The sequence below is a fragment of the Deltaproteobacteria bacterium genome, from assembly GCA_016178705.1.
Classification (GTDB): Bacteria; Desulfobacterota; Binatia; order HRBIN30; family JACQVA1; genus JACOST01.
Window position 1 is genome coordinate 1 of record JACOST010000006.1, and the last position, 21,913, is coordinate 21,913.

A 21,913-nucleotide genomic window follows, 5' to 3' on the forward strand; every position below is an offset into this window, starting at 1 on the left:
GACGTGGCAGGCGGGATTGATCCGCGGGACGGGAAGTGTGAACGCCAACGGCGGGTTGGTGCTGAGCACGACCTCGACGATCACCTTGTTCGATACGCGCACGTTGAACAACGCGGGCGTGGCGACGTGGACGGGGCCGGGAACCTTCTCGCTCGGGGGCAACGCGATTTTCAACAACCTGATGGGCGCGACCTTTCAGATCAAGACCGCCGCCGACATGGGGGCGGGGGCGTTCAACAACCACGGGCTGGTGACCAAGGAGCTGGGCAGCGGTGATGGGATCACGGTGCTCTCGTCGTTCCTCACCGACACCGGCATGTTGACGGTGCTCAGTGGCACGCTGCAACTCGCGGGCGACGGGCTGCACCAAGGGACGACCACGGTGATGGCGGGCGCGGGGTTGGCGTTCACGGGCGGCGATCACACGGTGAGCGGTTCGCTGACGAGTCCCGACACGATTGGGTTCACCGGCGGGAACATCACGTTCACGTCCGGTAGCACGTACGGCGTGGGCGGGCAGACGTTGGTGAGCAATGCCGCCGTCACGTTCGCGGCGGGCGCCAACGCGATGCTGTCGAATACGCTGAAGGTCCAGGGTGGGAGTCTGACGCTGAGCACGGGCACGACGAAGACGGTGACGACGTACATGCAGACCGCGGGGACGCTGACCGGGGACGACGACTTGACGGTGACCGGCGTGATGACGTGGCAGGCGGGACTGATCCGCGGGACGGGGAGTGTGAACGCCAACGGCGGGTTGGTGTTGAGCACCACATCGACGATCACGCTGTTCGATACGCGCACGTTGAACAACGCGGGGGTGGCGACATGGACGGGGCCGGGGGCCTTCTCGCTCGGTGGCAACGCGATCTTCAACAACCTGATGGGCGCAACCTTTCAAATCAAGACGGCGGCCGACATGGGCTCGGGGGCCTTCAATAACGATGGCCTGGTGACCAAGGAGTTGGGTAGCGGCGACGGGATCACGGTGATCAGCAGCACGGTGACAAACCGCGGCACCATCGACGTCAAGAGCGGCACGCTCACCGTGACCAACGACTACACGCAGACGGCGGGCGTTACGCGCTTGAGCGGCGGGGCAGTGACCGCGCTGACCCCGCTCTCCATCCAAGGTGGCAAACTCGAAGGCGCGGGGACGATCACCGGCAACGTCAACGCGAGTGGCAGTGGTGAGGTCAGTCCGGGGTTGTCGCCTGGGTTGCTCAATGTCGCTGGCACCTACACTCAAGGTGACGGAGCCGCGTTGGCGATCGAGATCAACGGTCTCACTGCGGGCAGTGGCTTCGATCAACTCGCGATCACGCAAGCCGCCACTCTCGGCGGTACGCTCGCCGTGACGCGGCCGACAAATTTCTCGCCGAGTGTTGGCAATAGTTTCAAGATCATGACGTACGCTTCCCACACCGGGAAGTTTTCACATACCAGCGGACTCGTCACCGGGGGCGGCCTGGGGTTCAATGTGAACTACAATCCCACCGACGTGACGCTGACCTTCGCGCAGGAAAACTGTTTGGATGGCGTCGACAACGATAGCGACGGCTTGACCGACTGCGCCGATGCGAAGTGCATCGATCTCCCCGAGTGCATCCCGACGCCAACCAAGACGGCCACCAACACTCCGACGGTGACCGCGACGCCCACGGTCACCGCGACGGCAACGGTCACTGTGACGAGCACCATCACGAGTACCCCGACTCCGACTCCCACGGCCACCAAGACAACGGAGCTGGTGTGCATCGGCGATTGCGGTCACGACGGTGCCGTGACCGTCGAGGAACTCATCGTCGGGGTGAACATCGCGCTCGGCATCGCCGACTTCGGTACGTGCCCGCAGTTCGACGCGGACAACAACCAGGCCGTGACGGTTGAGGAGTTGATCCTCGCCGTGAACAACGCGCTCAACACCTGTCCGGTTCCCAACGCCACCCCGAGTGCCACCCGACCGACCCGCACCGCGACCGCCACCGCGACGGCAACGGCGACCACCGGTGGGGGAACGCCGGGCGGCGCCGCGGTGATCGCGGGGGGATCCTCGGTGGTGATCAATGCCATGAGCGTGATCCCGAACGTGATTGCCGCGGTGGCTGACGGGATCAACTTCGGCGGTGGGGCTGCAGCCGAGTTCGAGGGGCTCGACGGCGGCGCCGCCGGCGCGTGTCCGCTCAACGGCACGGCGAAGCGCAACGGCAGCTTTCCATTTGTCTCGTTCATGTTGATGGACTGTGAGGTGCCGACGGCCGATGGCTCGGTGACGTTCTTGGGGCAGGGCAGCTTGCAGCTCACGACTTTCAACATCGACATCACCGCCACGTTCAAAAACAGCGGGGGCGTCCTGACCCGCACCGCGCACGTGGTGCTTGGGGGAACGATCTCGCCAAGCTTGGGCGGCAGCTGCTTGCTGACCCAGGCAACCTTCTTGTTGACGAGCGGGATGATTTCCACGGGACCAGCCGGCGGTCCGCTGGTGACGGTGACCTTCCAGAACACGACGATGAAGATCGACAACATTACCTTCAACGCGGGGTGTGTCCCGACGATCTACCGCCTCACCTTCACCGGTCCGGTCGTTCTGCTGGCCCCAAGCGTCGATCCGATCAACGCGAGCTTCAACGCGCTGACGATGGACGTCGACGACAGCGGCAATCCGACGCAGTTCCGCCTGGGCGGTGGGATCAGCTCGCCGTGCTTTGGCGGACCCGCCAGCATCACGACGGTGACCACGCTCACGGTGCTCGATGGCCATAGCTGTCCGAACGCGGGTGAACTCATGGTGAACTCCGGCAACGGATCGGCGGAGATCTTCTATCGGTCGGACGAATCGGTCGACGTCGATACCAACGGCGATCACACCATCGACGTGACGGCTCCGAACTGCCTCGATCCGCGTCTGCTCATGTGCGTGGCGTGACGAGATCCCAAATCACCTCGCGGGGCGCGCGCCCCGCGGGGTGATTTGGGCCGCGACGTTCTGTCCTGCACCCTCGCGTCGGATCAGTGAGGACGGGTCATTGATCCATCATCAACACCGGTGATCCATTGTACGTCGCAGTGATGTTTGTGCGCGCCGTGCGCTTCGCAGTGCGTGTCGACGCGCCGCGTGAATGGCTCCAAGAAAAGACTACTGACTTTGGACCATAAGCCGATCATCCAAAGCCACAGCTACAGGATCGTCCTTGTCGTGTGGGAGTAGCACATCCGTTGCTGTACAGCGGCGCTGATCTTGCAGTGTCGGCGATTCGTTCGATTCGGAGTGTGCCGTGCGGAAACCTTGCGACGCCGCCGAAGCGCCGTTCCGCTAACCCAACGCAGGAGGGATACCATGCGCCTGACATTTCGCTTTTGCAGCCTCGCAGTAGCCGTGATCGTCGGTGGGGGCGATCGTGCTCAGGCCATCCTCAACAGCGCGACGGACCTGAGTAGCGTCGCGGTCAGTGAGAGCCAGCAAATCTCTCATGGCGATGAAGCCACACTCGAAGCCAATGGGTTCGATCTGGCTTTCGAGGTCGGTGACGTGTTGTTCGCCACTCACTTCAATGCCCTCGACGGCGTCGGCAACAACGTCGGCAACGGCCAACGCTTCACCCGCGTGCCGCGCGCAGATCTGACCGGCGCGACCCAGTGGGCGACGCAGAATCGCGCGACCGGTGCCAACGCCGACAGCTGCAATAGTTGTCACGCCGAAGCCATGTCTGCGGATCAAGTGACGCTGTTCGATCGTTTTGGACGGCCGCGTTTCAAAAGAGCCGATGGTGCCTTCATCACCGATCTGTCGGCTGAGGATCGCGCCGGGCGCTCGCACGCCGATGCGGTGCGTGATCCCAATGCCACGGCGAATGTCTCCCAATTTGTCGAGCGTAACACGCCACATCTGTTCGGTATGGGCGGGGTGCAGCGTGTGGCCGAGGAAGTTACGGCCGACCTGCAGGGCGTGAAGAACTCGGTCATCGCGGACGCCTGCAACGCCGCGGTGGGCGTCACCAAGACCCGCAACCTCAATAGCGCCAATCGCGCCCGCAAAATCGATGGCTCGTTGGAAGCCCTCAACTTCGGGTCGATCAGCGCCACGCGCGTCGCTAGTGGTGGAACCGCTTGTCCGAGCGATCTGACCCGAACCTTCACGCTCGACACCTCCGCCGTGCAAGGGGTAGACGCGGACCTCGTCGTCCGGCCCTTCCAATGGAAGGGCGTGGTCGGGTTTACTCGCGACTTCACACGGGGCGCCTCGCACAACGAGTTGGGCATGCAGTCGGTCGAAGTATTCGGCGATAACGTCGACGGGGACGGCGACGGCATCGCCAACGAGATGACCATCGGTGACCAGACTGCGCTTGCCGTATACATGGGTGGCCAGCCGCGCCCGGTGACCACCGTCGAGCTCAGCAACGTCGGCATCATCGCGCCGGCCCTGCCCGCCGTGCAGAAGGACGCCATCAGGCGAGGCACGCAGGTCTTCAACAACATCGGCTGCACCAGCTGCCACAAGCTGTCGCTGTTGCTGAGCGACCCGACCTTCAGTGAGCCGAGCTTGAGCCCGTTCCATCGTGACAACGGGACGTTCCCAGCCGGGCAAGCGGTGCCGGCGCCGGGCGCGATCCAGTTCAACCTCACGACCGACATCTCTGAGAATCAGATCTTCAGTGCCTCGTTCCACTTCAAAGTTGCCGACCTCGGCAACTTTAGGAAACAGGACAATCATTTCTTGCCGGGCTTCGGCAAAACTTTGGTGGACTGCTTTGGCGACGTGAAGCGCCACAATCTGGGATCGAACGTGGCGGAAGCGATCAACGAAGGCAGTGCGACGATTCCGGCGGGAACGTTCATGACCGAGAACCTCTGGGGCGTCGGCTCCACCGCGCCGTACCTGCACGATGGGAGGGCGACGACGTTCTCCGAAGCCGTGCTCGAACACACCTGCGTGCTCAATCAACCGCTGCCGGGAAGACCCGGCGTGAACTGTAGCGATCGCGGTGAGGCGGCGGCCTCCGCCGATTCGTTCCGAGCGTTGCCGGCATCGCAGCGGGGCGACATCGAAGCCTTCGCGAATTCCTTGGTGTTGTTCAAGGTCGAGTAGTCAGGTGATCAGATGATGCGCCAAGCGCCGGCCGCGCTACTTGTGTTGACGATGGTGTTTGTGCCGTATGCGCCCGACGTTGCGGTTCCTCCAACAGTGTCCAACGCACCGCCGGCGATCGAGCCGAGCTACGACGGCAAGCCGCTCGCCTTCTGGATGCAAGCGCTGACCGACGCGGATTCGAAGAACCGCGTTGCGGCCGCGTCGGCGCTCGCCAAGATCGGCCCGCCGGCGAAGTCCGCCGTCGGGCCGCTCATCCGGGCGTTGGGAGACGAGGAGAAACTGGTGCGCACGAGCGCGATGGCGGCGCTCGGGAAGATTGGCCCCTCTGCGGTAGAGGCCATGCCCGCGCTCATCGAGCTGTTGCAGGAGAACGATTGGGCGACGCGTAGTGTCGCGTCGGCTGCGTTGGCGGCTATCCAGGGCAAGCCGTTGCCCGAAAGTGATGCGCGCGACCGAGTCCCGAGTTCCGCACGCCCGCACCTAGTTCACCGATCAGTGTGAGTCGCCTCATTCGGCCGCGTCGGCCGGCGACGCGCGGACGCTTGTAAAACGCTTCAGCAGAACTTTACCTGGCGCAAATCCACGCGGCTTGCTGACATCGGCACAGGTTGCGACGTGGATCGTCACCCGTCCGCCGTGTTTCGCTTTGGAATAGCGCGCCGCCAACCCGGCGGCGAAGTGCAGTGTCTCGCGCGGCACTCGATCGAGTCCGTCAGGATTGCGCACAACTACATGTGAGCCAGATTCCGCCGCCACGTGCATCCATACATCACGCGGTGCGCCGAGCTTGAGCGTCAGGATGTCGTTGTCTTCGGCCGTGCGGCCGACGAGCACGGTCAGTCCATCGGGTGACACGAATCGGCGGGCCACCGAGCGGCCTTGCCAGACGCCCGCGTCGCTATCGGACGGCGGGGGCGGACCTTTGCGCGGCGTGGTCATGACGGCGGCCTGTGTACCTTACCTGGGACTGCGAGGCCATGGAGCCCGTCGCTGATCTCTGGTATGGACTCGCGGCGTGGAAACCAGCGCTCCGAAACCAGCGCCCAAGAAAGGCGTCGACATCAACGTGTTGAAGTGCCTGAACCCGGACTGCGGCGGATTGCTTGCGTACGAGGTCGACAGCAACAACGTATTGCACGTCGATCTCGCGTGGACGGCGAAGGCCGACGGGGCGGTTCGCTACTTCCCGTGCCCGAAGTGCGATGGCCGCAACGTCGTCGAACCGTTTACCGACGCGAAAGGCAAAGCGGGCCATCGCGTTACGCACTTTGCACCATCGCCATAGGCTGCGCTCGCCGCGAGGCCTTCGCCGGCGACCGTCGTCGCAGCGGACACGCAGAAATTGCTCGCCCGTGTGTTCGACAGCACATCCCCGGGTAGACTGTGGACTGGTTCGCTCGTATTCGTCTGTAGTGTATGATCGCGCTAGTGCGCCGCCGATGAACTCAAGCCGCGGTATTTTGTGAATGGGTGACCCGACCGTGACCGGACGGTGACCGATAACCCGGTATGACTTGGAAACCGGCGCGAGGCCGAGCTTGCGATTCGCAAGGAATCGACGAACGAAGAGGATAGCCATTTGGCGAGAGAGTTTGGAGAAGACGTTTGGGGTTTGGTGCTTGGCGGCTCGAGCGGGTTCGGTCTGGCGACTGCTCACAAGCTGGCTCGGCACGGAATGAACCTCTGTCTGGTGCATCGCGATCGCCGCGGTGCGATGGCGCGCATCGAGCCGGAGTTCGATGCGATTCGGCGCTGCGGTGTGTCGCTCATTACTTGCAATGCCGATGCCCTCGATGCCACTACCCGCGGTACGATTCTCGATCAGCTTGCTGCCGCGCTGGGTGAGCGCGGGCGCGTGCGCGTGCTGCTCCATTCGATCGCCTTCGGAAACTTGAAACTCGTTGCGCCCGAGAAGTCGCGTCCCAACCACGCGCGCCAGGCGTTGGCCGCGGCTCTCGGTATCGATGAAACGCAACTGGCGGAACGAGTTGACGCGCTTTTCGAACAAGGGGTCGATGCGCTGCAGCACCTCGCCAGTGCACCAATCTACTCCGATACGCAGTTCCTCGACGAAGAGGACCTCGCACGCACGATTCATAGTATGGGCACAAGCGTGCTCGGATGGACGCAAGCGCTCCACGGGCGCGGGCTGTTCGCCGCCGACGCGCGCGTGTTCGGCCTCACCAGTGAAGGCAACCAAGTGGCGTGGAAAGGTTACGCGGCGGTTGCCGCGGCCAAGGTGGCACTCGAATCGGTGGTGCGTGCGATCGCGGTCGAACTGGCGCCGTACGGCATCCGCGCCAACGTGATTCAAGCCGGGGTCACCGACACGCCCGCGCTGCGCGCCATCCCTGGCAACGCGCACTTGAAAGCCCAGGCGCGGCTGCGCAATCCCTTCGGCCGCATCACGACGCCGCAAGATGTCGCCAACGTCATCTATCTGCTCGCGCGCGATGAAGCCGCTTGGATCAACGGTGAGATCATTCGCGTCGACGGCGGCGAACACGTCTCGGGAGTGACCCTGCAATGACGTACCTGCACGGGCTCGGCCACTTTCATCCCGAGAACCAGATCACCAATCAATTTCTCGAAGACCTCGACATCGGCACCAACGATGAGTGGATCCTCGAACGCGTCGGTATCCGCTCGCGCCGCACCACGCTGCCGCTCGACTACATCCGCGCCACGCGCAATCGCGATCCGCGCGGCGCTGTCGAAGCCGCGCTCTACACCCACGCCGACACCGGCCGTCGAGCGGCGGAGATGGCCATCGCCCGCGCCGGCATCGCCACCGCCGACATCGGCATGGTGATGGCCGGCTCGTCAATGATGGACACCGCGTCGCCCGCCGAGGCGTGCAACGTCGCGCGCGCGCTCGGCCTTGAAGTGCCGGCGTTCGACGTGAACTCCGCCTGCACCAGCTTCTTCGTCAATCTTTACCTGCTCTCGCTCATGCAGCCCGACAAGTTGCCCCCTTACGTGTTGGTGGTGGCTCCGGAGGCGGTCACGCGTTGCGTTGACTACAGTGATCGCGGCGCGGCGGTGCTGTGGGGCGATGCCACCGTGGCGGCGGTGATCTCGACCCGCATCCCCAGCCGCGCGCGCATTCTCGGCAACACGCTCGCGTCCAGTCCCGCCGGCGCCGACAAAGTCGTGGTGCCGCGCCTCGGCCATTTCCGTCAGGAAGGTCGCGCGGTGCAGATGTTCGCGATCAAGAAGACGGTGCTGTTGCTCAAGCAATTGCAAGAAGAGTATCGCACCGCGGGGCGGACGCTGCACTTCGTCGGCCATCAGGCCAATCTCCGCATGCTCGAAAACGTTTGCCGCCAGTGCGTCGTCCCCGACGATCTCCACCACAGCAACGTCGAATGGTACGGCAACACCGCGGGCGCGGCGGCCCCGTCGGTGATCTCGATGGAGTGGGATCGCTGGACGCCGGGCGACGACATCGCCGTGGTCGGCGTGGGCGCCGGGCTCACGTGGTCGAGTTATCTCCTGCGCTTCGAGGCGGCGGCATGACCTATGACGAGTTCGGCCGCCGCGCGAGCTTCTCGCAGGAAGAGCTGCTCGCCTTCGGTCACGGCACGCTGATCGACGATGCGCCCGACGGCTTTCGCACGCGGCTGCCGATCCCTCCCATGTTGATGCTCGATCGCATCGTCGAGCTCACGCGCAAAGGTCATCGCGGTCGCATCGTGGCCGAGCGCGACGTGCGCGTCGACGATTGGTTCTTCCAATGTCACTTCCGCGGCGATCCCGTGCAGCCGGGGTGCCTCGGCGTCGATGGCGTGTGGCAGCTCGTTGGCTTCTACTGTGCGTGGATCGGCGCGCTCGGTACTGGGCGCGCGCTCGGCTGTGGCGAGATCGAGTTTGCCGGCCAGATTCGTCCGCACGACCACACCGTGCGCTACGAAGTCGATATCGTGCGCGCGACCATGCTGCCGGCGTCGGGCGCGACGATCGCCATCGGCGATGCCACGCTCTTGGTCGACAGCGAGCCGATCTACTCGATCAAGCGCGCCAAGGTCGGTGTCTTCCGCGACATTGACTACGCGGACTATCCGCGACGGTCGGCGCGTTCGCGCGGCGGTCGCATGGGAGCCGATTGATGAGTGGCCGGCCCGTCGCCTTGGTCACCGGTGGTGCGACCGGCATCGGCGCCGCGTGTTGCCGCGCGCTCGCGGCCGACGGCTTTCGCGTTGCGATCCACTATCGTTCGAGCGCCGACGCGGCCCAGCGGCTGGCCGCCGCGCTGCCCGACGCGTTGACGCTCGCGGCCGATCTCGCCGTGCCCGCCGAGATTGACGGCTTGATCGAAGCGCTGCGCTCGACCGCCGGCCGTGTCGACGTGTTGGTCAACAACGCCGGCCTCAACCGCAACGCCGACACGGTGACGATGAAGCTCGACGACTACGATGCTGTTGCGAGCGTCGCGCGCGGGACCTGGTACCTGACCAAACTGGTGCTGCGTCGGTTCATGATTCGCGCCGGCCGCGGGCGTATCATCACCATCACCAGCGTGGTCGGGCACACCGGCAATCGCGGGCAAGTGCCGTACACGATGGTCAAGGCCGGACTCGACGCGATGACGAAATCGCTGGCGCATGAACTGCGCGGCCGCGGTATTCTGGTCAACGCGGTGGCGCCGGGATTCATCGACACCGAGATGACAGCGGCCATTCCGCCTGAACTGCGCGCGCCGATGCTGGCGGCGGTGCCGCTCGAACGCATGGGCACGCCGGAGGAGGTGGCCGATGTCGTCGCCTTTCTCGCCACCCGCGGCAGCTACATTCACGGTAGCACTATTCACGTCAACGGAGGCCTCTACGGTGGGTAACTTGCTCACGCCGGTGGAACTACTCGCTGCGGTCCCGCAGCAGCCGCCGTTCCGCTTCATCGACGAGATCCGCGAAGTCGACGACGATCACATCGTCGCGGCGTATCGTTTTCGCCCGGAGGCCGACTTCTATCGCGGACACTTCCCTGGCAACCCAGTCACACCGGGCGTGTTGCTCATCGAGGCAATGGCGCAGGCTGGCGTGGTCGCACTCGGGATCTATTTGCTGTCGAAGACTGGTGGCCCGCGGGCCATCGATGAATTCGTCACGTTGTTCACCGAAGCGGCGGTCGAGTTCTCGGGCGTGGTCGCCCCGGGCGAGACGGTCACGACGACCGGGCACAAGCTGTTCTTCAGAATGCGTAAGTTGCGTTCGCGAGTGGAGATGCATCGCGCCGACGGCACACTGGTCTGCGCCGGCGAACTGTCGGGTATTGGAGTACGGCGATGAACCAGCGGGTGGTGATCACCGGGCTCGGCGTGGTGGCGCCGAACGCCACCAACGTGCGCGACTTCGAGTTGGCGCTGCGGCAAGGCCGCTCGGGCATTCGCCTCATTGAGAAGCTCACAGAGCTAGGGTTCGCCTGCCGAGTTGCGGGCGTGCCGCAAGGCGTCGATGAGATCGCCGCCGGCTACTTCAGCGAGGAAGAACTCTTGGCGATGAACTCGAGCCTGCGTTTCGCCAGCATCGCGGCGGTCGATGCGTGGTGCGACGCGGGGCTGCGGCGTCCGGAAGCCAGTGACGACGCCGTCGATTGGGACACCGGCGCGATTCTCGGCACCGGCATCGGCGGCATGGACACCATTGGCGAAAAGGTTGTGCCGCTGACGGACGCTGGCAAAGTCCGCCGCCTCGGTAGCACCATGGTCGAGCAAGTGATGAGCAGCGGCATCTCCGCCAAGGTGTCGGGGCTGCTTGCACTCGGCAACCAGGTGACCACCAATTCGAGCGCCTGCTCGACCGGCACCGAGGCGGTGGTGGACGGCTATCTGCGCATTCAACGCGGACTCGCGGCGCGCATGCTGTGCGGCGGCTCGGAGGGATCGAGCCACTACATCTGGGCCGGGTTCGATGCGATGCGCGTACTGTGCCGCACCCACAACGACGCGCCCGAGCGCGCGTCGCGGCCGCTGAGCGCCACCGCGGCGGGCTTCGTGCCCGGCTGCGGCGCCGGGGTGCTGCTACTCGAAAGCCTCGACAGCGCGCAGGCGCGCGGCGCGCCTATCTATGCCGAGGTGCTCGGCGGCGCGCTCAACTGCGGCGGCCATCGCGGCGGCGGCAGCATGACTTCGCCCAATCCCGAAAGCGTTCGGCGCTGCATCCGCGCGGCACTCGCCGACGCCGGCGTCAGTCCCGCCGATGTCGATGCGATCAACGGCCATCTCACTGCCACCGGTGCCGATCCAAAGGAAGTGCGCGCGTGGGCCGAGGCGCTGGAGCGAACGCCCGAGCGCTTGCCGCCGATCACCGCGACCAAGTCGATGATCGGTCACACGCTCGGCGCCGCCGGGGCGATCGAATCGGTGGCGACGGTGCTGATGGTGCACCGCGGATTTGTGCATCCCTCGATCAACTGCGAGGATGTCCATCCCGAGATCGAGCCCTATGCGGCGGCGATCGCGCACACGGCGCGCGAGCTTCCCACGCTGCGCGTGATGCTCAAGGCCGGGTTCGGTTTCGGCGACGTCAACGCGTGCGTCGTGTTTCGTAAATGGGACTCATAGAATCAAAACCAGAGGAGAAGAGACCATGCAGCAATCAGAAGTGCTCGAGAAGGTGGTGGCGATTCTCACCCCGTACGTAAAGAATCAGGCGGCGCTCGCCGGCCTGAAGCCCGAGACTAACATCCTCGACGATCTCAAGGTGAACTCGGCGCGCCTCGTCGACGTGGTGTTGGCGTTCGAGGACGAGTTCGGCATCGAAGTCGCCGATGACGAAGTCGACAAGGTCGCCACGGTTGGCGACGCGGTGAACCTGATTTGCAAGAAGCTCAACTAAGTGGTTCCGCGCTGACCCTGCAACGTGAGGTTGGGCGGCTGCTCGCACCGATTTGGGTCCCGCTGATCGCGGTCTTGCTGCGTTGGCGCGGCTATCGCATTGAGGCGGTCGAGCAGTCGCGGCGGCAGTATCAACAGATCCGACGCAAGTACGATGGTCCACTGCTGATCTGCGCCAATCATCTTACACTCATCGACTCGGCCATTGTGGCGTGGGCGCTGGGCTCGCCGTGGTGGCTGCTGCGGAATTACTCGGCGCTCCCTTGGAATGTGCCGGAGCGGCAGAACTTCGCGTCGTGGTGGCTGACGCAGGCCATCAGCTATGTGATGAAGTGCGTGCCGATCACCCGCGGTGGATCACGCGGTGAGGTCGCGCAAACGCTGGCGCGCCTCAGTGCCGTGCTTGGTCGCGGCGAGGTGGCGCTGGTGTTTCCCGAGGGCGGTCGCAGCCGCAGTGGTCGGGTGGACGTCGAGTCCGTCGCGTACGGGGTTGGCTACATCGTGAACTCGCTGCCTGGGTGCCGTGTGCTCTGCGTGTACCTGCGCGGCCACGGCCAGACCGGATTCTCTGAGCTGCCGGCGCGCGGCGAACACTTTTGTGTCGCCCTCGAGTTGATCACTCCGAAAACGAGCGCGCGTGGTCTGCGCGCAGATCGCGATGTGGCGCGCCAGATCATCGGCCAACTCGCCGCCATGGAGCGGCAGTACTTCGAGCAGCGAACACCGCAAGTGGCGGTCGTCCGATGATTGGCAATGACATCGTCGATCTCGGCGACCCCGACACCCAGCCGGGGGCAACTCATCCGCGCTTCGACGCGCGGGTGTTTACCGCCACCGAGCTGGAGGCAATTCACACGTCGCCGGTGCCCAACCGCGTGCGCTGGCTCCTGTGGGCGGCGAAGGAGAGTGCGTTCAAAGCGTTCCGCAAGCACGACCCGAGTTTGGTATTCTCGCCCGCACGCTTGGTGGTCGCCCGATGCCTCCACGATGAGTCCCATCCAGTGGCGACCGTTCACAACGACGAAGGGACCTCCCCGCTCGTCATTCCGGCGAAGGCCGGAATCCAGGCTCAAGACCCACGCCCTTGCCTGGATGCCGGCGTTCGCCGGCATGACGGATCCACGGCTCGGTGCTTTTGTGCACACGGAATGGTGTGTCACGGTCGCTGGCGCATTTCGTTTGGCGCCGTCGAGACCGAGGGCGCCGTACATGTGATCGCGCAGACCGATACGGATGGCGAGGTGGTGATTGCCGAGAGGGCAGAGGTCGACGCTGAGTGCCCGAGTGTCGCCGTGCGTCGCTTGGCGATCGCGGCACTTGCGCCGCGCCTCGGAGTCGATCCAGACGAGCTGACGATTGTACGTGACGGCCGAGTGCCGCGCATGTGGCTGCGCGATCGGCTGGCGCCGGTGGATCTGTCGCTGTCGCACCACGGACGCTTCGTCGCGTTCGCTGCGTTGCTGTGCTCGCGTCATTCGTGTTGGCGAGGCGCGCGATGACGGCGGACCCGATTCGCTGCCTGGGTATCGTCAACCGCGGCGAAGCGGCGATGCGCTGCGTGCGTGCGGTGAAGTCGCTGCGCGCGCTCGAAGGTGGCGCGCTGCGTGCGCTCGCGCTCTATACCGAGGTCGATCGCGAGGCCCCTTTCGTGCGGCACGCCGACATCGCGGTCGCGTTGCCGATGCGTGGCAGCGCGGTGCGGGCATACCTCGATCACGATCTGTTGATCCAGGCGCTGCAGGAAGGCGGCGCGGACGCCGTGTGGCCAGGGTGGGGATTCGTCGCCGAGGATCCGATCTTCGCCGAGCGCGTGGTGGCGGCGGGAATGCGCTTCCTCGGTCCATCGGGCGCCACGATGCGACGGCTCGGCGACAAGATCGCCGCCAAGCTGCTCGCCCAGCACGTCGGCGTGCCGGTGCCGCCGTGGAGTGGCGGTGAGGTGGCGAACGCATCGGCCGCGTTGCAGCACGCGGGCACGCTCGGGTACCCGCTAGTGATCAAGGCCTCCGCGGGTGGCGGCGGGCGCGGCATCCGCATGGTCGAGACGCCGGACGAACTCGCGGAAGCGTTTCGCGCCGCCGCGTCGGAAGCGACCGCCGCGTTCGGCGATGGCCGTGTGTTTTTGGAACGGCGCGTGGTCGGTGGCCGCCACATCGAGGTGCAGATCGGCGGCGACCAGCACGGTCGCATCATCGCCCTCGGCTGTCGCGATTGCTCGGTGCAGCGCCGCCATCAAAAGGTGATCGAGGAAGCCCCGCCGCCGGGCGTGCCGCGTGAACGGCTGCGCGAACTGGAAGAGGCGGCCGTCGCGCTGGCGAGCGCCGTCGGCTATTGCGGCGTCGGCACGGTCGAGTTTCTCGTGACGCCCTCCGAGTTCTACTTCTTGGAGATCAATCCGCGGCTGCAGGTCGAGCACGGCATCACCGAAGCGATCACCGGCATCGACCTCGTCCAATTGCAGATCCGCCTGGCGCGTGGGGAGGCGCTCCCGGATTACGATGGTCGCAGTCGCGGCGTGGCGATCGAGGCGCGCGTGTGTGCCGAAGATCCTGACGCCGGGTTTCAACCCGCTCCCGGCCGCGTGGCGCGCTTCGATCCGCCGCTCGGACCAGGGGTGCGCGTCGATAGCGGAGTCGTTGCCGGTAGTGTCGTGCCTCCGGACTTCGACTCACTGATCGCGAAGGTGATCGCCACGGGTGACACGCGCGAGGAAGCGGTCGCGCGTCTCGCCTGCGCGCTGAGTGATTTTGAACTCGTGATCGCCGGCGGGGCCACCAACAAGGGCTACTTGCTCGAGCTGCTCGCCGCGCCCGAGTATCGCGCAGCCGCGATCGACACCGCGTGGCTCGACCGGTGGAGCGCCGGACGCATGCAACGCGCGGCGCTGGATGACGACGACTACGGGGTCGAGGCGTTGATCGTTGCCGCGGTGGTAGTCTACCAGCAGGCGCGCTACGCCGTCCGCCTCAATTTCTACACCGACAGTGCGAACGTGTCACCGACGCGTGTGCCGCCGTCGTTGGGCCAGCAGATCGATCTGGCGCATCGCGGTGAGCAGTACCGCGTGCACGTCTTCGCGACTGGGTCGTGGCGCTATCGTATTCATCTCGATGGGCGGGTCGGGTCGGTCACCGTGCGGGAAGATGGACCACACGCGGCGCGATTGCGGCTCGGCGGCCGGATGCTGCGCGTATTGTACGACGTGACCGATGCGTCCTTGCGGGTCGAAATCGAAGGCCGCCCGCATCGCTTCGGTCGTCAGAGTGCCGGGCACGTGTGTGCCGGCACGCCGGCCGTGGTGATCGCGCTGCACGTGAAGCCGGGCGATCGGGTAGCGGCCGGACAGTCGCTGGGTCTGCTCGAAGCGATGAAGATGGAGGTGAGCTTCGTGGCGCCGGTGGCGGGCGTTGTGACCGAGCTGCGCGTGCTGCGCGGCCAGCAGGTCGCGGCGGGCGATGTGCTGCTGGTCATCGATTCGGCGTCGACGGCCAGCGTCGAGACACCGAACGGGCAGCGTCTCCGCGTGCCTGAGCAGCCCGATCCATTGGCGCTGTTCTTTCCTACCGGGTCGGCTGCGCCCGATCTGGGGGCGGCTGAGCGTGCGGACCCGGTGGTGCGCCGCGTGGCCATCGATGCGGTTCGCGAAGAGATCCGTCGCGTGCTGCTCGGCTACGACGCCGATGCCGAGCGCGGCGTGTTGCTGGCGGCTTTCCTCGAGGCGCCGCTGCCGGCGGAGCTGTCGGAGACGTTTCGTCGCGAGCTCGCCGAGATCCGCCATGAGCTGACGCTGTTCGCCGACATCGAGCAACTGTTTCTGCGCACCCCGCGGGTATCGGCGACTGGCACGCTGCGGCCGTCGAACAGCGCTCGCCTGGCCATGTACGTGCGCCGCATGCGGGCGAGCGGCGCGGGGATCGCCGAGGGTTTTCTCGCGCTGGTGGAGAAGGCGCTGCGGCACTACGGCGTGCCCGATCTCGCGCCGCGGGCGTCGCTCGAACGCGCGGTGTTGCGGCTGTTCGCGTCGCAACGCGCGCCCGAGCTGCGCCACCGTTTGGTGATGGGCGTGGTGCAGCGAGTTGTCGCGCTGGCGCGCGCAGGTCTTTATGTGGGCGATGCTCGGCCGCTGGTCAAAGCGCTCTCGCGGATTGCGCGCTTACGCGGGTTGGTGCCCGATGCGCTGGCCGATGGGGCGACCGAGGCCGGCTACGTGATCTTCGAAGGACCGGAGCTGGAGCGACAGGCGGCGCGCGCGATCGCGCGCATCGACGACTGGCTGGCGACGGCGGACGCGACTCCGGCGCCGCCGCCGGAGTCGGTCTTGCGCCAATTGGCGAATGCGCCGCGCCCGGTGTTCGAGCGCGTTCGCCGGTGGCTTGATCATGCCGATCCGCGCCGACGTGCGGTCGCGCTCGCAGCGCATTTGCGGTGGCTGTACGCGCCGAATGTTCCGAGCGCGCACATTTGCACCGAGGCCGATGGCGTGCGGGTCGATCGGGTGGAGTTTCCCGACGGCCAAGTTGTGGTCGGCGGTGTCAGCGCGACGGGTGATCTGGTGAACACGGCGCAACGGCTCTGTGAGGCGGCGCGCGCGCAGCGCCGTACGGTGCACGCGATCGAACTGCTGGCGCCGGCCGATGATCGCAATCGTGCCGCGCTCGCCGACGTTGCGGCGTACTTGGCGGCCAACGAGTTGAATGCGGGCCGCTTCACGGTCACGTTGCTGCCGGCGGCGAGCGGTGGCGTGCATACGACCTTCGTGCCCGCCACTGGCGGTGTCCGCGAGCGGCACGACCTGCACGGGCTCCACCCCGAGACCGCGAGCCGCATCGATCTCGACCGCTTGGCGGCGTTTGAACTCGAACGCATCGAGAGCGCGGAGGGCGTCTATAGTTTCTATGGTCGCAGTCGCGCCGTGCCGCGCGACGAGCGCGTGTTCGTGCTCGCCGACGTGCGCGAGCGCGCGGCCGACGAGCCCGAAGCAGTGCTGCACATCGCCGCCTTCGAGCGCGCCTTTTACGCCGCCACGCGGACGTTGCGTACCACCCTCGGCGTGCGCGATCAGCGCCGGCACTTGCAGTGGAACCGCATCGCGCTGTTCGTCGCGCCGGAGATCTTCCTCGATCGCATGATGGCCGAACGCCTGGCGCGGCGTCTGGCGCCGGCGATCCGTCACCTCGGGTTGGAGAAGGTGGTGGCACGGGTTCATCTCTTCGATCGCCAGGCCCCACGCCGCGCGGCTCGACCGGTTGAGATCGTGATCGCCGACCCGACCGGCAGCCGCATGGAGATCACCTGGCGCGAGCCGCATCACGAGCCGCTGCGGCCGGCCACCGACTACGAGCGCAAAGTGGTTGACGCGCGGCGGCGCGGGCTGGTGTATCCGTACGAAATTATCCGGCTGCTCACCGGCGGGACGCGCGGCAACGGCGCCAGTGCGAACGACTCGGCCGAGTTTCCGTCTGGTGCGTTCGAAGAGTTCGACCTCGACGAAACGGCTGCTTCTCCGACCGTCGTTGGCGTGGCCGGTCGACCCTATGGATTGAATCCCAGCTCCGTCGTGGTGGGCGTGATCACCACGCCGACGGATACGGTTCCCGAAGGCATGCGGCGGGTACTCATTCTCTCTGATCCAACGGTGGGCATGGGATCGCTGGCGGCGCCGGAGTGCGATCGGATCGTGGCGGCGATTGATCTAGCGGAACGGCTGGGCGTGCCGGTCGAGTGGGTGCCGGTGTCGAGCGGCGCGCGCATCGCCATGGAGAGCGGCACCGAGAATCTCGATGCGACGGCGCGAGTGGTGCGCCGCATCGTGACATTCACCGACGCAGGCGGCGTGATTCACGTAATCGTGCACGGGGTCAACGTCGGCGCGCAGAGTTACTTCGATGCACTCAGCACGATGCTCACGCATACCCGTGGCGTGCTCATCATGACCCCCGGCGGTTCGATGGTGCTCACCGGACGCGCGGCGCTGGAGGCGTCGGGCGCCGTCGCGGCGGAAGACGAGGTGGCCATCGGCGGCTTCGAGCGCGTCATGGGTCCGAACGGCGAAGCGCAGTACTACGCCCACAACCTCGTCGAGGCCTATCGCATTCTCTACGACCACTATCGCTATACCTACGTCGTGCCGGGTGAAGTGGCCCCGCGAGCGCGAGTGACGACCGACTCGCCGGCACGTTCGATCTGCACGGCACCCTACGACGCCGAAGAGGGGCACGACTTCGCGACGGTGGGAGAGATTTTTGACGACCAGTGCAATCCGGACCGCAAGCGGCCGTTCGCCATGCGCGCGGTGATGCGCGCGGTGATCGACGACGATGGCGGTCACCTCGAACGCTGGCGGGCGATGGTCGGAGCCGAGACGGCGATCGTGTGGGATGCGTACCTCGGCGGCCATCCGGTCTGCGTGATCGGCATCGAAAGTCAGAACGTCCCACGCGAGGGCTTTCGACCGCTCGACGGCCCGTCGACGTGGAACGGAGGGACTTTGTTTCCGCTCTCCGCCAAGAAGGTGGCGCGCGCGTTGAACGCCGCCAGCGGCAACAGGCCGGCGGTGATCCTCGCCAATTTGTCGGGCTTCGATGGTTCGCCCGAGTCGATGCGGAAGTTGCAACTCGAGTATGGTGCCGACATCGCGCGGGCGGTGGTGAACTTCGCGGGTCCGCTGCTCTTCGCGGTGGTGTCGCGTTACCACGGCGGCGCGTACGTGGTGTTCTCGCGCGCGCTCAACGATGACTTGCGCGCCGCGGCGCTGGCGGGCTCGTACGCGTCGGTCATCGGCGGAGGACCCGCCGCCGCCGTGGTATTTCCCCGCGAGGTGCGCGCGCGTGCGGTCGCCGATCCGCGCATGGTTGCGGTCCGGCGCAGCCGCATTCAGCACGAGGACGGCGAGCACCACGCGGACATCGAGCGCACGCTGGCCGAGATCATCATCGAGAAGCAGGCGGAAGTGGCGGCGGAGTTCGATGCGATTCACACCGTCGAGCGCGCGCGCGCCGTCGGGTCGTTGGAAGCCATCATCCCGGCCAGTGAATTGCGTCCGTACCTCATTCAAGGTCTTGTGCGCGCCAGCGAGCAGCGTACCGGCGCGGAGGACACAATACGATGATGCACTTGTTTGTTCCCGACATCTCGGTGGCCGAGAAGGTCTTTCGCTCGGTCGTCGTCTATCTTTTCATTCTCGCCGCGTTCCGCTTCACCGGGAAACGGCAAGTCGGGCAGCTCACGCCATTCGACTTGGTGCTGCTGCTCCTGATCTCCAACGTGGTGCAGAACGCCGTCATCGGCAACGACAACTCGCTCGGCGGCGGCCTCATTGGTGCGGTGGTCATCCTCGCCCTGAATGCGGCCGTGGTCGAATTGACGTATCGCTCCAAGCGCGCTCGACGCTGGCTGGAGGCGGTACCCACGTTGCTCATTCACGATGGCAAGATCCTCGAAGCGAACCTCAAGCGCGAGCGCATCACGCACGATGACCTGCTCGGCGCCCTGCGGCGGAGCGGGATCACCGAGCCGTCGAAGGTTCGCTTCGCCGTCCTCGAGGAAAACGGCTCGATCAGTGTGATCCCGTTGGCCGGCGCAGCCTGAACCGCTGCCGCGGCACATCGCAGTCACTTTTGGACGCGACTGATGCGTCGGTGATGCGTCAGTGACGGCTAACGTGCCGACACGCAACCTCGCGTGAAGATCCAGCGGTGGAATGGCGGTTGCTGAACTGAAGAGGTTGAATGTTGTCGCGAGTGAAATTCCGTCGAATCTCCTTCGCAGTGCTCGCCGGAGTGCTGTGCGCTTGCGCATCCGCGTGGGCGCAGACCGTGCCGACGGCGACGCGCATTCTCACTTGGACCCCGACCCAAACCCCGACCATCACCATGAGCCCGACGCTGCGTCCGACTCTAACGCCATCTCTCACCCGCACTCGGGTGCCCTCATCGACGCCGACATTCACACCGACGGCGACGCCGACCCGCACGCCGAGCAACACGCGAACCGTGACCCCGACGCGCACTCCGACGGCAACCGCGAGCGAGACGCCGACGGTGACCGAGACGCGGACGCCTTCGGCGACTTCGACCGCGACCAATACGAGAACGCCCTCCGGAACTCGAACGTTGACGGTGACACGAACCGCGACGGCGAGTGTGACCGAAACGCGCACGCGCGTGCCGACTGCCACGCGTACCGCGACGATCACACCGCGTCCGACGATCACCGCCACCGATACACGACCGCCGACGGCGACACCGACCAGTTCTCCGACCAAGACGGAGACCGCCACCAAGCGGCCGACCAACACTGCTAGCTCGACGGCGACGACTTCGCCGACGCGGACGCCGACCAACACGGCGACGGCGACCAACACACGCGTGCCCACCGCGACCCGCACGCCGAAGAAGACGAAAACGCCGACGGCGACGCCGTCGCTCACCAGCACCGCGACCGCGACGCGGCCGCCCACCGCGACGAAGACGACGACCTCAACGGTGACGCCGGTGCCGACGCGGACGCCGACCGCGAGTTCGACCATGACGAACACGCGGCGACCGACGTCCACTCCAACGGAGACACGCACCCCAACGAATACGCTCACGCGCGTGCCGACCATCACGCGCACGCCGACACGCACGCTGGTCCCCACGCGCACCGCGACCGCCACCAAGACGCCAACGGCGACTGCGACGCCGACGGCGACGGCCACGCCGACATGCGTCAACGGGTTGAACTGGGACTTCTCCGCTGGCGCCCTGATTGATCAGCAGCAAGGCGGCAGCGTGTGGCTCACCAAGACCGTGCCGACCGACTTCGGTTGGGGCATCTTCTGGCTGCGGGCCGATCCGGCAGTGGCGAACAAAGCCCGCCTCTACTACGCCCACGTCGATTTCCAGGGACAGCTCACGGTTGGGCCGACGTGGATCATGGACATCCCGCGCGTGACGTCGCGCGATCGCTACTACAACGCGGCGTGGCACGCTGACCACTACGGCCTGATCATCGCCAGCGTCACCAAGCTCTACTACTACGACCTCTCGATCGACGGAGTGCTCTCGGGGCAGCGCATCGTCGGGCCGCCGCTGTTCTACAGTTCGGTCTACGACAATGAGGCGACCAGCGACTTCGACAGCTACCCGGGCGGGTTTCTCGGCGTCATCGAAGGCGATTGCGAAGCGCACTCGTGCAGCTACGCCTTCCGCCTCGATCCGCACGGGGCGCCGCTCAGCACGGTCTACAATCTCGTCGACTTCGATTTCACCCACTCGTTCTATCCGGCGGCCGCATACGATGGCGTCGGCTTCTCCATCATCACGGTGAAAGACATCGACATCAGCCTCGGCGGGGTGCAGACGAAATACTTGCCCACCAACGGCTTCGGCCTGAGCGCTCCGGCGAAAGTGGTGCCCAGCAAAGAGTACCAGTGGGACGAGTTCCCCGACATCGCGTGGAACGGCAATCACTTCGCATCGATCTGGACAGAGAACTCGCGGCGGTCGAGTACCGCACCGTGGCAGGTGCATTTCGGCAGCTTCCGGCAAACCTGGACGAGCGCGAGTCCGATGGCCGACCAGCTACTCGACGTCACCGCGCAGAAGGCGAACGTTCGTTGGAGTACCCAAATCAATGCGGTCGGCGGCGATTGGGTCGTGCACTACCCGCGCTGGCAGGGAGTTGGTGTGGAACCGCTCGCGGTGTTCCAACTGGTCGATGATCAGGGCAACGTCAACGCGACGCTGACACCGTTCACACTCTCCGCCCCGGCACTCGGTTCCAGTGTCCACTTCCTCGGTGACAACGCCGGCCGCATGGGCATCGCCCGCGGCGACAACCGCGACGGCGTGTGTGCGGTAACCTTCCAGACATTGGAACCTGCCGCCTGCCGGTAGTTGCGCAGGTTCATCGCGTCTGACTCCGCGCGCATTCGTCAGAGCGGGTCCCAAGCGCTCACGTGAGTTGTCCGCTTCATCGAAGGAATGGTAGACGTTCCGCCG

General features: G+C 65.7%; 18 protein-coding genes. 16 read left to right on the forward strand and 2 right to left on the reverse strand.

All coding sequences use genetic code 11. From position 1 onward, the window contains the following. The 3 genes from HYR72_02545 to HYR72_02555 all read left to right on the forward strand — a co-directional run. The coding region (locus tag HYR72_02545) for a hypothetical protein (GenBank protein MBI1813839.1) at nucleotides 1-2,929 on the forward strand (2,929 nt) is incomplete at its 5' end. A 411-nt stretch (nucleotides 2,930-3,340) separates the two neighbouring features. Further along, on the forward strand, nucleotides 3,341-5,092 hold the full coding sequence (locus HYR72_02550; protein ID MBI1813840.1) for a hypothetical protein: 1,752 nt from the start codon (nucleotides 3,341-3,343) through the stop codon (nucleotides 5,090-5,092). Nucleotides 5,093-5,104: 12 nt separating this feature from the next. Beyond that, nucleotides 5,105-5,596 (forward strand): HEAT repeat domain-containing protein, encoded by a 492-nt coding sequence (locus HYR72_02555; GenBank protein ID MBI1813841.1) that lies wholly within the window; start codon nucleotides 5,105-5,107, stop codon nucleotides 5,594-5,596. Nucleotides 5,597-5,602: 6 nt separating this feature from the next. On the opposite strand, the gene HYR72_02560 is transcribed toward HYR72_02555, so the two are convergent. Then, on the reverse strand, nucleotides 5,603-6,034 hold the full coding sequence (locus HYR72_02560) for a DUF814 domain-containing protein (GenBank protein MBI1813842.1): 432 nt from the start codon (nucleotides 6,032-6,034) through the stop codon (nucleotides 5,603-5,605). Nucleotides 6,035-6,110: 76 nt separating this feature from the next. Between HYR72_02560 and HYR72_02565 the strand changes: the two genes are divergently transcribed. The 12 genes from HYR72_02565 to HYR72_02620 all read left to right on the forward strand — a co-directional run bounded on the left by HYR72_02565 (nucleotide 6,111) and on the right by HYR72_02620 (nucleotide 19,517). Next, nucleotides 6,111-6,380, forward strand: coding sequence for a hypothetical protein (locus tag HYR72_02565; GenBank protein ID MBI1813843.1), 270 nt, complete (start codon nucleotides 6,111-6,113; stop codon nucleotides 6,378-6,380). A gap of 390 nt (nucleotides 6,381-6,770) precedes the next feature. After that, nucleotides 6,771-7,625 carry an SDR family oxidoreductase gene (locus tag HYR72_02570; protein MBI1813844.1) on the forward strand — a complete coding sequence of 285 codons (855 nt, stop codon included), beginning with the start codon at nucleotides 6,771-6,773 and terminating at the stop codon, nucleotides 7,623-7,625. Then, nucleotides 7,622-8,614, forward strand: coding sequence for a ketoacyl-ACP synthase III (locus tag HYR72_02575; GenBank protein MBI1813845.1), 993 nt, complete (start codon nucleotides 7,622-7,624; stop codon nucleotides 8,612-8,614). The genes HYR72_02570 and HYR72_02575 overlap by 4 nt, the downstream gene beginning before the upstream one ends. After that, on the forward strand, nucleotides 8,611-9,204 hold the full coding sequence (gene fabA, locus HYR72_02580) for a bifunctional 3-hydroxydecanoyl-ACP dehydratase/trans-2-decenoyl-ACP isomerase (GenBank protein MBI1813846.1): 594 nt from the start codon (nucleotides 8,611-8,613) through the stop codon (nucleotides 9,202-9,204). Before HYR72_02575 ends, fabA begins: the two co-directional genes overlap by 4 nt. Continuing rightward, a complete protein-coding gene (locus HYR72_02585; GenBank protein ID MBI1813847.1) occupies nucleotides 9,204-9,932 on the forward strand; it encodes a 3-oxoacyl-ACP reductase FabG in 729 nt (242 codons plus the stop codon). Before fabA ends, HYR72_02585 begins: the two co-directional genes overlap by 1 nt. Then, complete coding sequence (locus HYR72_02590; protein MBI1813848.1) at nucleotides 9,850-10,383, forward strand: beta-hydroxyacyl-ACP dehydratase; 534 nt, start codon at nucleotides 9,850-9,852, stop codon at nucleotides 10,381-10,383. Before HYR72_02585 ends, HYR72_02590 begins: the two co-directional genes overlap by 83 nt. Then, nucleotides 10,380-11,657: a beta-ketoacyl-[acyl-carrier-protein] synthase family protein gene (locus tag HYR72_02595; protein ID MBI1813849.1), complete on the forward strand. Its 1,278-nt coding sequence runs from the start codon at nucleotides 10,380-10,382 to the stop codon at nucleotides 11,655-11,657. Before HYR72_02590 ends, HYR72_02595 begins: the two co-directional genes overlap by 4 nt. A gap of 25 nt (nucleotides 11,658-11,682) precedes the next feature. Further along, nucleotides 11,683-11,931 carry an acyl carrier protein gene (locus HYR72_02600; GenBank protein MBI1813850.1) on the forward strand — a complete coding sequence of 83 codons (249 nt, stop codon included), beginning with the start codon at nucleotides 11,683-11,685 and terminating at the stop codon, nucleotides 11,929-11,931. Beyond that, complete coding sequence (locus tag HYR72_02605; protein ID MBI1813851.1) at nucleotides 11,913-12,677, forward strand: 1-acyl-sn-glycerol-3-phosphate acyltransferase; 765 nt, start codon at nucleotides 11,913-11,915, stop codon at nucleotides 12,675-12,677. The genes HYR72_02600 and HYR72_02605 overlap by 19 nt, the downstream gene beginning before the upstream one ends. Then, entirely contained in the window at nucleotides 12,674-13,429 is a 756-nt protein-coding gene (locus HYR72_02610; protein MBI1813852.1) for a 4'-phosphopantetheinyl transferase superfamily protein, read from the forward strand. The genes HYR72_02605 and HYR72_02610 overlap by 4 nt, the downstream gene beginning before the upstream one ends. After that, nucleotides 13,426-19,038, forward strand: a complete 5,613-nt coding sequence (locus tag HYR72_02615; protein ID MBI1813853.1) for an ATP-grasp domain-containing protein — start codon at nucleotides 13,426-13,428, stop codon at nucleotides 19,036-19,038. The genes HYR72_02610 and HYR72_02615 overlap by 4 nt, the downstream gene beginning before the upstream one ends. Continuing rightward, on the forward strand, nucleotides 19,038-19,517 hold the full coding sequence (locus HYR72_02620) for a DUF421 domain-containing protein (GenBank protein ID MBI1813854.1): 480 nt from the start codon (nucleotides 19,038-19,040) through the stop codon (nucleotides 19,515-19,517). The genes HYR72_02615 and HYR72_02620 overlap by 1 nt, the downstream gene beginning before the upstream one ends. Nucleotides 19,518-19,575: 58 nt before the next feature. Here the strand turns inward: HYR72_02620 and HYR72_02625 are convergent, their stop codons facing one another. After that, nucleotides 19,576-20,556 (reverse strand): hypothetical protein, encoded by a 981-nt coding sequence (locus tag HYR72_02625; GenBank protein MBI1813855.1) that lies wholly within the window; start codon nucleotides 20,554-20,556, stop codon nucleotides 19,576-19,578. Between HYR72_02625 and HYR72_02630 the strand changes: the two genes are divergently transcribed. Further along, complete coding sequence (locus HYR72_02630; protein MBI1813856.1) at nucleotides 20,525-21,808, forward strand: hypothetical protein; 1,284 nt, start codon at nucleotides 20,525-20,527, stop codon at nucleotides 21,806-21,808. The two genes, HYR72_02625 and HYR72_02630, sit on opposite strands and share 32 nt — an antisense overlap. Nucleotides 21,809-21,913 lie beyond the last annotated feature (105 nt).

Excerpts from the sequence above, each read along its gene's own strand:
- HYR72_02590 (MBI1813848.1), top strand. The coding sequence starts at position 9,850 with ATGTCGTCGCCTTTCTCGCCACCCGCGGCAGCTACATTCACGGTAGCA.
- HYR72_02610 (MBI1813852.1), top strand. The coding sequence starts at position 12,674 with ATGATTGGCAATGACATCGTCGATCTCGGCGACCCCGACACCCAGCCG.
- HYR72_02615 (MBI1813853.1), top strand. The coding sequence starts at position 13,426 with ATGACGGCGGACCCGATTCGCTGCCTGGGTATCGTCAACCGCGGCGAA.
- HYR72_02555 (MBI1813841.1), top strand. The coding sequence starts at position 5,105 with ATGATGCGCCAAGCGCCGGCCGCGCTACTTGTGTTGACGATGGTGTTT.
- HYR72_02570 (MBI1813844.1), top strand. The coding sequence starts at position 6,771 with ATGAACCTCTGTCTGGTGCATCGCGATCGCCGCGGTGCGATGGCGCGC.
- HYR72_02600 (MBI1813850.1), top strand. The coding sequence starts at position 11,683 with ATGCAGCAATCAGAAGTGCTCGAGAAGGTGGTGGCGATTCTCACCCCG.
- HYR72_02575 (MBI1813845.1), top strand. The coding sequence starts at position 7,622 with ATGACGTACCTGCACGGGCTCGGCCACTTTCATCCCGAGAACCAGATC.
- fabA (MBI1813846.1), top strand. The coding sequence starts at position 8,611 with ATGACCTATGACGAGTTCGGCCGCCGCGCGAGCTTCTCGCAGGAAGAG.
- HYR72_02560 (MBI1813842.1), bottom strand. The coding sequence starts at position 6,034 with ATGACCACGCCGCGCAAAGGTCCGCCCCCGCCGTCCGATAGCGACGCG.
- HYR72_02595 (MBI1813849.1), top strand. The coding sequence starts at position 10,380 with ATGAACCAGCGGGTGGTGATCACCGGGCTCGGCGTGGTGGCGCCGAAC.
- HYR72_02620 (MBI1813854.1), top strand. The coding sequence starts at position 19,038 with ATGCACTTGTTTGTTCCCGACATCTCGGTGGCCGAGAAGGTCTTTCGC.
- HYR72_02550 (MBI1813840.1), top strand. The coding sequence starts at position 3,341 with ATGCGCCTGACATTTCGCTTTTGCAGCCTCGCAGTAGCCGTGATCGTC.
- HYR72_02585 (MBI1813847.1), top strand. The coding sequence starts at position 9,204 with ATGAGTGGCCGGCCCGTCGCCTTGGTCACCGGTGGTGCGACCGGCATC.